The sequence below is a fragment of the Dyella japonica genome (assembly GCF_040545895.1).
In the GTDB taxonomy this organism is placed as follows: domain Bacteria; phylum Pseudomonadota; class Gammaproteobacteria; order Xanthomonadales; family Rhodanobacteraceae; genus Dyella; species Dyella japonica_D.
In genome coordinates, this window is the sequence record NZ_JBEPMU010000001.1 from 830,409 (window position 1) to 842,834 (window position 12,426).

General features: G+C 62.3%; 11 protein-coding genes. 4 read left to right on the top strand and 7 right to left on the bottom strand.

What is annotated here, in order from left to right; translation table 11 throughout:
• Positions 1-57 precede the first annotated feature (57 nt).
• The 6 genes from ABIC75_RS03550 to ABIC75_RS03575 form a co-directional block, all read right to left on the bottom strand.
• Positions 58-2,478, bottom strand: coding sequence for a heavy metal translocating P-type ATPase (locus ABIC75_RS03550; RefSeq protein WP_354012471.1), 2,421 nt, complete (start codon positions 2,476-2,478; stop codon positions 58-60).
• Complete coding sequence (locus tag ABIC75_RS03555; protein WP_354012472.1) at positions 2,475-2,900, bottom strand: MerR family DNA-binding protein; 426 nt, start codon at positions 2,898-2,900, stop codon at positions 2,475-2,477. Before ABIC75_RS03555 ends, ABIC75_RS03550 begins: the two co-directional genes overlap by 4 nt.
• Positions 2,901-3,676: 776 nt before the next feature.
• The gene (gene cydB / locus ABIC75_RS03560) at positions 3,677-4,684 is read right to left on the bottom strand and encodes a cytochrome d ubiquinol oxidase subunit II (RefSeq protein ID WP_354012473.1); all 1,008 of its coding nucleotides are present in this window, start codon (positions 4,682-4,684) and stop codon (positions 3,677-3,679) included.
• Between the two features lie 4 nt (positions 4,685-4,688).
• Positions 4,689-6,089, bottom strand: a complete 1,401-nt coding sequence (locus ABIC75_RS03565; RefSeq protein WP_354012474.1) for a cytochrome ubiquinol oxidase subunit I — start codon at positions 6,087-6,089, stop codon at positions 4,689-4,691.
• A gap of 258 nt (positions 6,090-6,347) precedes the next feature.
• A complete protein-coding gene (locus ABIC75_RS03570; RefSeq protein WP_354012475.1) occupies positions 6,348-6,896 on the bottom strand; it encodes a cytochrome b in 549 nt (182 codons plus the stop codon).
• A complete protein-coding gene (locus ABIC75_RS03575; protein ID WP_354012476.1) occupies positions 6,893-7,942 on the bottom strand; it encodes a catalase family peroxidase in 1,050 nt (349 codons plus the stop codon). The genes ABIC75_RS03570 and ABIC75_RS03575 overlap by 4 nt, the downstream gene beginning before the upstream one ends.
• Before the next feature lie 1,026 nt (positions 7,943-8,968).
• Between ABIC75_RS03575 and ABIC75_RS03580 the strand changes: the two genes are divergently transcribed.
• The 4 genes from ABIC75_RS03580 to ABIC75_RS03595 all read left to right on the top strand — a co-directional run bounded on the left by ABIC75_RS03580 (position 8,969) and on the right by ABIC75_RS03595 (position 11,791).
• Positions 8,969-10,042 carry a catalase family peroxidase gene (locus ABIC75_RS03580; protein ID WP_354012477.1) on the top strand — a complete coding sequence of 358 codons (1,074 nt, stop codon included), beginning with the start codon at positions 8,969-8,971 and terminating at the stop codon, positions 10,040-10,042.
• The gene (locus ABIC75_RS03585) at positions 10,039-10,638 is read left to right on the top strand and encodes a cytochrome b (protein WP_354012478.1); all 600 of its coding nucleotides are present in this window, start codon (positions 10,039-10,041) and stop codon (positions 10,636-10,638) included. The genes ABIC75_RS03580 and ABIC75_RS03585 overlap by 4 nt, the downstream gene beginning before the upstream one ends.
• A gap of 113 nt (positions 10,639-10,751) precedes the next feature.
• The gene (locus tag ABIC75_RS03590; protein ID WP_354012479.1) at positions 10,752-11,345 is read left to right on the top strand and encodes a TetR/AcrR family transcriptional regulator; all 594 of its coding nucleotides are present in this window, start codon (positions 10,752-10,754) and stop codon (positions 11,343-11,345) included.
• Between the two features lie 2 nt (positions 11,346-11,347).
• Complete coding sequence (locus tag ABIC75_RS03595) at positions 11,348-11,791, top strand: PaaI family thioesterase (protein WP_354013058.1); 444 nt, start codon at positions 11,348-11,350, stop codon at positions 11,789-11,791.
• 5 nt (positions 11,792-11,796) lie between these two features.
• Here the strand turns inward: ABIC75_RS03595 and ABIC75_RS03600 are convergent, their stop codons facing one another.
• On the bottom strand, positions 11,797-12,330 hold the full coding sequence (locus ABIC75_RS03600) for a DUF6496 domain-containing protein (protein WP_354012480.1): 534 nt from the start codon (positions 12,328-12,330) through the stop codon (positions 11,797-11,799).
• Between the last annotated feature and the right edge of the window lie 96 nt (positions 12,331-12,426).

Below are 12,426 nucleotides of genomic sequence, written 5' to 3' on the forward strand. Positions count from 1 at the left end.
CCGTCCCGCCTGGTTTCAGAGGCAGGGAGCGACGTCAGGCATCGCAGGTGACAAGCATCACGCGCCGCGCAGCCGGAGCGCGTTGCCCACCACCGACACCGACGACAGGCTCATCGCCAGCGCCGCCACCATGGGCGACAGCATCACGCCCAGCCACGGATACAGCAGGCCCGCCGCCAGCGGCACGCCCACGGCGTTGTAGACGAAGGCGAAGAACAGGTTCTGGCGGATATTGCGCACCGTGGCGCGCGACAGCGTCAGCGCACGCACGATGGCGCTCAATTCGCCCTTCACCAGTGTCACTTGCGCGCTCTCCATGGCGATGTCCGTGCCACCACCCATGGCGATGCCGACGTTCGCGACGGCCAGCGCGGGGGCGTCGTTGATGCCGTCGCCCGCCATGGCCACGCGATGGCCCTGTGCCTGCAGGCGCTGGATCACCTCTGCCTTCTCGGCAGGCGATACATCCGCGTGCACCTCGTCGATGTCCAACGCGCTGGCGACAGCTCCCGCCGCAGCGAGGTTGTCACCCGTGAGCATGACAATGCGCAAGCCTTGCGCACGCAGATCGGAAAGCGCTTGCGGTGTGCTGGGCTTGATGCGGTCCGCCACGGCGATCAAGCCCTCCAGTGCGCCATCGACCGTGAGGAACATCACCGTGGCGCCCTCGCCGCGCATTGCGTCCGCACGCGCCATCACTTCGTCATCGAGCGGCACGCACGCGTTGGACAGGAGACGGTGATTGCCGAGCGTGACCGCGTGCCCATCGACCTCGCCTTCCACGCCGGCGCCCGTCACGGTGCGGAATTGCGCTGCCTGCGGCACCGCGATGCCTTCCGCTTCCGCGCCGTGGACGATGGCCCGCGCCAGCGGATGTTCGCTGAGTCGCTCCAGTGCCGCCGCCATTCCCAGCAATGCGGGGCGAGGCATCTCACCAAGGCTTACGACCGCCTTCAAAACGGGCTTTCCTTCCGTCAGCGTGCCGGTCTTGTCGACGACCAGCGTGTCGATGGCGCGCAGTGACTCGATGGCCGCCGCATCGCGAAACAGCACGCCATTCTGAGCGGCGCGGCCACTCGCCACCATGATGGAAATCGGCGTGGCCAAGCCAAGCGCACACGGGCAGGCGATGATCAGCACCGACACCGCCGCAACCAGCGCATAGGCCAGCCGCGGCTCAGGCCCAAGCCATGCCCACAACGCAAAGGCGAGCACCGCAACGGCGACCACGGCGGGCACGAACCACGCCGCCACGCGATCGGCCACGCGTTGCAGCGGCGCCTTGCTGCGTTGCGCCTGCGCCACCAGCGCGACGATCTGCGAGAGCATGGTGTCGGCGCCAACCCGTTCCGCGCGCATCAGCAATGCGCCATCCTGGTTCACCGTGCCGCCCGTCACGCGCTCGCCGCTGAACTTGCTCACGGGAATGGGTTCGCCAGTGAGCATGGCTTCGTCCACGTGGCTGCTGCCGTCGAGCACCACACCATCCACCGGCACTTTTTCGCCGGGACGCACACGCAACGTATCGCCCGCATGCACCGCCTCGAGCGGCACGTCGTGTTCGGTGCCGTCTGCCTCGACGCGATGCGCTGTCCTAGGCGCCAGCCCCAGCAAGGCCTTGAGCGCCGCGCCCGTGCGGCGACGCGCACGCAGTTCGAGGAAATCGCCCAGCGTCACCAGCGTGACGATCACCGCCGCCGATTCGAAATACACGCCCACGCGGCCATGCATGTCGTGGAAGCCGGCGGGAAACAGCGACGGCGCGACGAATGCCACGACGCTGTAAAGCCATGCCACGCCCGTGCCGAGCGCGATCAACGTGTACATGTTCGGCGACCATGGCTTGAGCGAATGCCAGCCACGCGCAAAGAACGGCGCACCGCCCCACAGCACGACAACGGTCGACAGCAAGGCCTCGCTCCACGCCGCGATGCCATCCCATGGCGAGGGCACATGCCACCCGAACAAATGCGGCCCCATCGCCAGCAGGAATACCGGCAGCGTCAAGGCGGCCAGCGTCCAGAAGCGACGCGACATGGCGCGCAATTCATGATCATCATCGTCGAGGCTTGGCATCATCGGCTCCAGCGCCATGCCGCACTTGGGGCAATGGCCGGGACCGATCTGCTGCACTTCCGGATGCATGGGACAGGTATAGACGGCGCCGTCGATCACGGGCGCGGGTTCCGCCGAGGGCTGAAGATAGCGCGCGGGCTCGGCAAGAAACTTCTCCTTGCAGCGCTGGGCGCAGAAGTAGAACGTCTCGCCGTGATGTTCCGCCTGATGCCTGGCATGGGCAGGATCCACCGACATGCCGCACACGGGATCCTTCACCGCATGCGCTGCGTGGTCATGATGAGCGCCGTGATCATGGTGATGATGCGCTGGTGCTTCCGGATGTCCGCCGCAACACGACGGCGTCGTCGACGGAGCAGGCTCAGGCCTGTCACTGCAGCAGGCTTGTTTCTCCGCGCTCATGCCTCGTCCTCCTGATCGGTCAACGCTTTCAGGATGGGACATTGGTCGGGCGAGCCGTGTCCCGGGCATGCGTCGATGAGCTGCTCCAGTCCATCGCGCACACGGGTAAGTTCGGCAATGCGTTCGTCGATGGCGGCGAGCCGCTCCTCCGCACGCTTCTTCACCGCCTTCACGCCGCGCTGGCGATCGGCGGAGAGCGCCAGCAGATCGCGGATTTCCTCGAGCGTGAAGCCAAGATCCTTCGCGCGACGAATGAAACGAAGCTGGCGCACCGCGCCTTCGTCGTAACTTCGATATCCGGAGGCGCGGCGCAACGGCTCAGGCAGCAGCCCTTCGCGCTCGTAGTAGCGGATGGTGTCGATAGCCACGCCGACGCGACGCGCGACGGCCCCGATGGTCATGGAAGCGCTGGATGTGTTCATGGATCAAGTCTAGACCTTTGATCCAGGTCTAGAGTCAAGCCCTTTTTTCATGGCATCGCCTTCTGTCGAGAGTCCTTAACCTTGGCACTCAAGCCCATTACCTTGGCACTGACTCTTAACGATGGCACTGGGCAGTCCGAATGCGACGCTACCCCTGATAACACGGGCTAATCGGCACTCCCCTTGACCACTTGGATGGGGGCGAAGCCTCGGTGTTTTGCATGGAAAGGCGAAATTGGATGAATACACTTGTAGGCAGCGATGTTTACCACGGGTGGCACTGTCGCCCAGCGGCCAAGAAGCAATTCCAGAATGACTATGCACAGGCTTATGAGCGTTATCGCATGCGGTGAAGTCAACCGCTTTTTGCGACACTTTCGCAGGATCATGAATTCAATCGACTAATGGAGCGGGCCGTGTCCCACCCAATGGTCGCCGGTCCGCCGGAGGATTGTTGGTCCCGGGCCCAGAGTCGGTCCAGCCGCGCCTTGGCCGGAACGAGGCCACAGAGGAGCCGACGAGCAGCTAGCCCCCTTCACGTTTTCAGCATGGGACCGATCACAGGCTCTGAACGACTGCGTGACGTCTCGTTGAGTGCAGGCATTGCACTGAGTTTGGGGATGGACGGCACTAATGCCTTGTCGCCTCCCATATGAGCAGCTTGAAGATGCCAGCGATCAACGATGTCACCAGAACGGCGCTAAGCCACAGAAAGACGAACCAACTGAGTTTATGCCACCAGCGCGGCCTGGAGCCTGCGGGTACTGAGCTCCGCATCAGTGATACCCTGCGTCCGATTCGCGGACTTTGCCGCGAAACACGCGGTACTGCATGAAGCTGTAGCAAAGGATGATGGGAAGGATGATCGCCGCGCCTACGAGCATAAAGAGCTGGCTCGAATGATTGGCCGCCGCCTCCCAGATCGTCAGCGACGGCGGGATGATGTAAGGCCAGATGCTAATGATGAGCCCGGTGTAGCCCATAAACAGAACGAAGAGCGCCAGGGGAAAAGGTAGCCGCTCGTTCCGGCGATTGACCGCGCGCCATATTCCCCAAATGCTGGCAACGACAAGGACCGGTACCGGGGCAAAGTAGACGAGGCGATGACCGCCGAACCACCGCTCGGCCACCGCCGGGTTACCTAGAACCGTCCAGGCGCTCGCAATGAAAATGGTGGACAGAAGGACCGCGCTGATCGGCCTCATGAGCGCGTACATATTCTCCTGGAGCTTACCGTCGGTCTTGATGATCAGCCAGCCGCAACCCAACGTCGCATAGGTCACGAGAAGCCCAAGTCCGCAAAACACGCTGAAGGGTGAAAGCCAGTCAAAGCTGCCTCCTGCAAATCGACCGTCTACAATTTTGATGCCCTGCAGTAGCGAACCCAGAATAACGCCCTGGCAGAAGGCGGCCTGTACGGAGCCCGCGATAAACGCCAGATCCCACATATGTCGCGTGCGTGTGGCCTTAGCCCGCAATTCAAATGCCGCGCCTCGAAAGATCAAGCCTGCCAACATCAAGACGACAGGAAGGTAATTGGCTGGCAGCAGTGTGGCGTAGGCGACGGGAAAAACGGCGTAAAGCGCCGCTCCACCAAATACCAGAAACGTCTCGTTGCCATCCCATACCGGCGCAACGGTGTTGAGCATTACTTCCCGGTCGGCGCTTTTCTCTAGGAACGGAAACAACAAACCGATACCGAGATCAAAGCCATCAAGCACGACGTAAAGAAATAGCCCCAGCCCGATGATCGCAGCCCAAACAGTGGCGAGGTCTAGATTCATGGCTCTACCTGTCGATGGGATCTTCGGGACGATATAGAGGGTTGTTGACGAGCGCGGGGTGCGCGGCCGTTTGAACAGATGATTGCGTCTCGCTACCAGGGCCTTTCTTCATCAACTTGAGGATGTAGTAAATGCCTAGACCAAAGACGAGGAAATAAACGACTACGAAGGTCAAGAGCGAGGTCCCCACCTGCTGCGCATCGAGCGGTGACGCCGAGTCGGCCGTGCGTAAGACACCGTAGATGGTCCAGGGTTGGCGCCCTACTTCGGTCGTGACCCAGCCAGCCAGGAGCGCCAGAAGTCCTGTCGGCCCCATGTAGAGCGCCCAACGCTGGAACCAGCGTGTCTCGTAGATACGTCCTCCTCGTCGCAACGCCAAAGCGGCCAGGGAGAGCAAAAGCATCAGCAAGCCAAGGCCGACCATGATGCGGAACGTCCAGAACAGGATCGGAGAGTAAGGACGGTCTTGAGGCGGAAAGCTTTTCAGTCCTCTGATCTCGCCGTCCCACGAGTGGGTCAGGATCAAGCTACCAAGATGCGGCACCTTGACGGCGTGTTTGGTTTGCTCTTCCTGCATATCAGGAAACCCAACTAGATTGAGCGATGTACCGCCGCGCTCGGTTTCCCACAGCCCTTCGATGGCCGCAATCTTTGCAGGCTGATATTGACGGGTATTCAGCCCGTGGGCGTCGCCCACGATCATCTGAATGGGCACCAGCATCAGCAAGATCCATAGCGCCATCGAAAAACTACGCTTGACCGCGAGATCGCGACGCCCGGCCAGCAAATGATAGGCGCTGCATGCAACGACCAGGAACGCGGCCACGATGTATGCCGCGATGGTCATATGTGCCAGCCGATAGGGGAAGGATGGATTGAAGATCACCTTCCACCAATCTATCGGTACGAGCTGACCGTTCTCCATAGCAAAGCCTTGCGGCGTCTGCATGAAGCTGTTGGATGCAAGAATCCAGAAGGTGGACACCAGCGTCCCGGTGGCAACCATCAACGTTGCAAAAAAATGCCCTCGGGCTCCCACTTTCTCCCAGCCAAACAACATGACCCCAAGGAAACCCGCCTCAAGGAAAAAGGCAGTCATCACTTCGTAGGTCAGTAGGACGCCGGTGATGGGGCCAGCAATGCGAGAGAATCCGGCCCAGTTCGCACCAAACTCGTAGGCCATGACGACCCCGGAGACCACACCCATGCCGAAGGCAATGGCAAAGATCTTGGACCAGAAGAAATACATCTGCTTATAGACCGCATCTCCTGTTCTAAGCCACATTGCCTCAAGCACAGCAAGAAACCCAGCCAGCCCGATGCTCGTCGCCGGGAAAATGATGTGCGCCGAGATGGTAAAGGCAAACTGGATCCGTGCGAGGAGGATGGCATCAAAGATAGGCATTGGCGAAAAGTCCCGTGGTCTACCTTCGTAATCTCGATATAGGCGGTTGATGACACGAGCAAGCCCCTGACGGATCACGCTGCCACTAACCGTTCAATGGCTAAAAATGGACAGCGTGATGCCTCCCCCGCACTGCCCAACTAGAGCGAAGACGACTAATGTGGCTCGCGCCTCCTTCAAAACCCCTGCCGCTGCCCGGGTAGCTCTTGCACGATGACGAACGAGTCGACGTGTAGGTTGCACTCCGGCCCTCTCGCCTCACTTTCGTCTTCCAAACCACGGTGCCATGGCCTGAAAGACGCCATCGCGGCGAACGAGTGCGTGAAAGAGCGCAGCAGCCAAATGCAGCAGAACCAGCGCGAAGAACGCGAAGGCCAGGTAGTGGTGTGCATTCCACAGCGCGGTATGCAGGGCCAAGCTGCGCGGGGCGATGGACGGTAGATGCAGATTCCCAAAAATGACGGCCGGGTATCCAGCCGCAGACAACATGGCCCAGCCAAGCAGCGGCATGGCGATCATCAATCCGTACAGCAGATAGTGAGATAGCGAAGCCGCCAGCTTCATGGGTACGGGCAGGTCCACCGGTAACGCCGGCGCTCCATAGCGCCATCGCACCATGAGGCGCACGATCACCAGTAGCAGGATGATGATTCCCAGCGACTGGTGCGTAGCAATCAGGCCCAGATAACCCGGCGCAATGGTGGCAACCATCCCCACGCCGATGAAGAACATCGCGATGATGCAGGCAGCCATGACCCAGTGAAGTACCCTCTGGACGGGACGAAACATCGGACTCAGGCTGTTCATGGCTGCACCCCCGACTTCCCTTCCGGATAGTACTTTTCTTCCGAAGCGCGCAGATCGTATGAACGCCGGTACACGGCGGAGCGGGCCGCCGGGAAAGGATCACTGGAGACCGCCATGCCAGTGGGAAGGACCGTGGGATCGTAGTTCAAGTCCCGGCAAGGGCCGTTCTGTTCGGGCTCAATCTGCTGCACGACCAGCGTGCCCACGTCGATGGTCTGCCGGTCCTTGGGCCAGGCCTTGGTGGGATCGTTGACTGGATCCTCCTGAGTCGCCACCGTGACCTGCATGGTCCATCGGGCTGGACCTCGGTTGATGCGCTCGGTGATTTCCTGCTCCAGAAAGTCCGCAGGGCGCTGCGCCAGATCGGCTGTGGAGAGGTTGGTGACGGGAGACTGCGGCAGAAGCGACCAACGCACGATGTGCTTGGTGCCGTTGCTCGCCGTGAATTCAAAGCTGTTGAGACTGTTGTAGGTCTCCTCCGCATAGCTTCCTGTCCACGGCGCGCTCTTCGCCCAGGCCAGGAATGCCCCGAACTCTGGATGCGCTGCAATGTAGTTCTTCATGGCATCCGCCTCCTTGCTCTTAGACGCCACCAGCAGGTCATAGAACGCGTCGGGGTTTGCGGCGGCAAACACGGGCGCATTGATCATCGCTGTGCGCCACAGCTGGCCATTCGATGCCGCGATCTGCAAGCCCATGCCTCTCACACGAACGCTCGCGTCGGTAGCGCTCAATTCGGGAGACCCCAGATTGAATCGCCCAATAATGGGGTACTCACCGCGCTGGAACATCGGCGCACTGGACAGCGCCTGACCGTTGCCATTGGCCTCGAAGGTCCCTGTAAAGCAGATGCCCTTTGCGTGGTTGCGTCGATGACCAAGGGCTGGGCCGCCGGGTGGCGCAAATACTTCCACCAGCTTCTTGGAAGTCACGTGGCGCGGTGCCCACCAGCCGGTGTAACCGAAGAGCCCAGCCGCCACGAGGACAATGAGTCCGATTACGACGAGGGGCCGAAGCTTGTTCTGCCCGGGTGACTGAAGAGCCATACGAACTCCTCTTGCATGATTGGCAGTGCTGGTGGCGACAGGAGCAAACTCGACGCTGCCCATAGCGTATGCCCGCTACGCGTTCTGCTCAATGGCCGTCATGCCAAAGTCCCATAAGCCTCCGAATTGAAACGCAACCCAAGTGCCCTCGGAAGGCAAACGCCTCATCACTCGGCCATGGGCGGCATGGGCAACGCGTCGCCCCGAGCACGAGCCAAAGAGAAAGGTCCGGGCCAAGCAGGGTCCGGGGTGACCAGAGTCCGCAGTCATGCCAGAAGCAGTCACTGATGCCCTCGCACCTGTGCCGTTGCGCACGAAATGAAAGGGCTTCCTCCCAACGTGTCCCGCGAGGCCTATGGCAAACCGATGGCGCGCTATGGTGCACGTTCGCGTATCAATTCTCCGTCTATCGCAATATCAGTAGTAGTCACACAAGCCGCGCTCATAACGCTCGAACGCTTCGTCAATCCGCTGGCTTGTACGCTCCCCATAGCCCCCCCTCCATGCTATGCCTCATGCGATAGGCAACCCGGTACCACACGCCAAATTCATCATGTTCAATGTTCACGTTTGAACGTGCTGCCTCGAACTCGGCTCCGGCCCGTACGATCGCGTGGCGCCTAGCCGATGGCGTACTCGATCGCGACGAGTGCAGCTGTACACACGGCCGACATCGATGTTGTGAGAAGCGCTCGTACTGCCGCCGGACATCCTCCCACTGGGCGATGCCAGCAGATCAATGCGGGCCGACCAGCGTGCGTGAAATTGGTCGGTAGCCTCGTCACTGGCCCGATATTTGCCCTTGGCAATGACACTAAGATACTTAACTCAGGCCGGTCGTCCAAAGAATTTTTTTCCAAATCAATCACTAACGTGCAGTGCCAGAGTTAAGGTACTACGACAGCCTTCACCGGTTTCCGGCCTATGCTCTCCACCGGCACAGACATGCCGGCGCGACCCGAGGTAACCCTTCGCCGACGCGTGACGAAGTCATCAGGACATCCAACCGCTCACCGGGAGTGCCGCATGACCGACCCTTCGCTCCAGCCGTCACGCCAACCCTGGAGGTGGGCCGTCATCGCCCTTGCCGTGGGGGTGCTTGCGGTGGCCTTCGCCTATGTCGGCGGCTGGCTGACGCCGCAACGGCTTTCCTCGCGCCAGATCGTGAACCAGTTGCAGGCCGGCGGCGTGCATCCCGGCTTCCGGCGCAACCATGCCAAGGGTGTATGCGTGGCCGGCTATTTCGAGAGCAATGGCTCGGCTGCCACCTATTCCAAGGCCAGCGTGTTTGCACCGGGCCGCACACCCGTGGTGGGTCGCTTCGCCCTGCCCGGCGGCAATCCGTATGCACCGGACAGCAGCGTGCCGATCCGCAGCTTTGCCCTGCGTTTTACGCTGCCCAATGGAGAGCAATGGCGCACCGGCATGAACAGCATGCCGGTGTTCCCGGTGGCCACGCCGCAGGCCTTCTACGATCAAATGGTGGCCACGCAGCCTGACCCGGCCACGGGCAAGCCCGATCCCAAGCGCGCGGGCGCGTTCTTCGCTGCACATCCGGAAACCGGCGCCTTCCTCGCCTGGGTGAAGACGGCCAAACCGTCGGCCAGCTACGTCACCGAAACGTACGAAGCGCTCAACGCGTTCTACTTCGTCGACGCCGATGGCAAGCGCCATGCCGTGCGTTGGGAAGTGACGCCGGAAGCGAACGATGACGCAGGCACCGGACCGCAGGCCGGCGATCCCGACTATCTCGCGCAGGATCTGCAGAAGCGCATCGCGCAAGGACCACTGCGCTGGCATCTGCGCGTGACGCTGGCCGAACCGGGCGACCCGACCAACGATGCGACCAAGGCGTGGCCCGCCGATCGTCCGTCCATCGATGCCGGCACGCTGGTGATCGAAAGCGAACAAGCGCAGGACAGCGGACCGTGTCGCGACATCAACTACGACCCGACCGTGCTCCCCTCGGGCATCGAGATCTCCGACGACCCGCTGTTGCCGGCGCGTTCTTCCGCCTATGCGGTCTCCTATCTGCGCCGCACGCGTGAGGAAGCGCATTTCCCCGGCGCCCCGACCCCCTCTTCGGAGCATCCGCAATGAACGCCCGCAACGCTTCCTATCCTGGCGCCTTCCATCCCATCGCGCGCCTGTTGCACTGGCTGATGGCGGTGCTGATTCTCACCATGCTGTTCGTGGGTGTGGGCATGGTGTCCACCGTGTCCGACAAGCACCAATGGTTGCTGGCCATCCACAAGCCGCTGGGCGCGGCGATCTTTGTACTGGCATTGATCCGTCTTGGCGTGCGCCTGCGTTTTACCCCGCCGCCATTGCCGGCCGACATGCCGGCGATCATGAAGTTCGTGGCGCATGCGTCGCACTGGTTGCTCTACACGCTGATGCTGGCCTTGCCACTGGTGGGATGGGCGATGCTCTCGGCGGGCGGCTATCCGATCTCGCTGGGCGGTTCGCTGCATCTGCCGCCGCTGTTGCCGTTCAACGGCGAGGTGTTCGCGTGGCTGCGCGAGGCGCATCGCTATCTCGCCTACCTGCTGTTCTTCACGGTGCTGGGCCATATGGGCGCCGCGCTTTATCACGGGCTGATTCGCCGTGACGACGTGTTGCCGAGCATGACCTTCCCGTCGAAGGACGTCGCGCCTGCTCGTACGCCATCGGGGCCGTCTTCGCGGCATTCGTGAGACGACGCCAGCTGCGGCACGCGATGAACCGCTCCCATCGCGTGCCGCACTGCCACTTGCGTCGCGAGCTGTCAATAGTATGATTCGTGTCATACAAATTACGTGGAGCGGCCATGCGTTACGACGCCGAACACAAACAGAAAACGCGTACCAAGGTGCTGGAAGTGGCCGCCAAGGCCATCCGTACGGAGGGTCCTGACCGCATCGGCGTGGCCGGCGTGATGGCCGAAGCCGGCCTCACCCACGGCGGCTTCTATGCGCACTTCAAGTCGAAGGACGACCTCGTCGCCGCCGCCGTCGAGCAGATGTTCGACGAGTCGCGCGCGCGCGTGCATCACGAGATGGATGGCCACTCGCCGGCCGAAGGGCTGTCCAACTACATCGACTTCTACCTGTCGAAGAAGCATCGCGATGCACGCGGTGCTGGCTGCCCCATGGCGGCGCTGTCGTCCGATCTGCCGCGTCTTCCCGAGCAGACCCGCACGCTGTTTGCCGCAGGCGCACGTCACCTGGTCGAATCCATGACGGAAAAGCTCACGGCGCTGGGCTATGCCGAACCGCAGGCGCTGGCGCGCTCCACCATGTCGGAATTGGTGGGTGCCTTGTCGCTGGCGCGCGCGGAAACCGACCCGAAGCGCTCCGACGCCATCCTCGCCGATTCGCGCCAGCTGTTGAAAAAGCGCCTGGGCCTGGAGTCCGCTTCGTGAGCATGATCACCGAGATCGGCCGGGGCTTGAGCGGGCTGGAGCAGCTGCGCGCGTTCATCGCCTCGGGCCAGCGTCCGGGCATTGGCGACTCGCTGGATTTCGACCTGGTCGAGGTGGCCGAAGGTTTCGCCGCGTTCGAAGGTATGCCGGGTGCGCACGCGTACAACCCCATGGGCATCGTGCATGGCGGTTATTTCGCCACCCTGCTCGACTCGGCCTGCGGCTGCGCGGTGCATTCGCGACTCAGCGCGGAACAGGCATACACCTCGCTCGAACTGAAGGTCGCCTTCCACAAGGCCATGACGCGTGACACCGGACGCGTTCGCGCCGAAGGGCGCGTGCGTAGCATCGGGCGGCGCGTGGCGTTTGCCGAAGCGAGCCTGATCGATGGCGAAGGCCGTTTGTACGGCAGCGCGACGTCGACGTTGCTGGTGTTCGACCGCTAAGACCGTCAACGAGCTCGCGCGCGCATGGCACGCGTGCGCGCCGCACGTACCGCACCGGCTGCACGGCCACTGGCTCGCGTATTGGCTGCCTTCTTCGCCGCCGCCTTGCGTGCGGCTGGCCCCTTGGTTCGCGCCGCCTTGCGCGCAGCCGCCGAACGTTCGGCCGGCGTGTGTTCCGCGGCCGCCTTGCGCGCGTGTCGTGATAGCGCTTCCTTCGAAGCGGACCCGGTACTTTCACGCTTGAGCGCATTCAACGCGGCGCGGCTGCGCTTGGCCGAAGTTGCCTTCGTCGCCGGGCGCTTCTTCGCCACCGGTTTCTTCCGCGTAGCCCTGGCGCCCTTCTGTTCCGGCACGTCGATGCCGGCACGACGCGCCTGCGAGAGTCCAATGGCAATGGCCTGCTCCGGCGAACGCGCGCCGTGCACGCCCTCGCGGATGCGCTCGATTTCCTCGCGCACGAATTCGCCGGCCTGGGTGCTGGCCGACTTGCCTTGGCGCTTGTCCTTTTGCGCGCGTGCCAGGGCTCGTTCTGTGGGCATGTCGCGACTCCGGTGAGGGCGGAGAAACATGCTGCCGTGACCGCCGTGAAATGCGGAACAAATAAAGCTCAAGCGATCGACACGCGTGCTACGCGC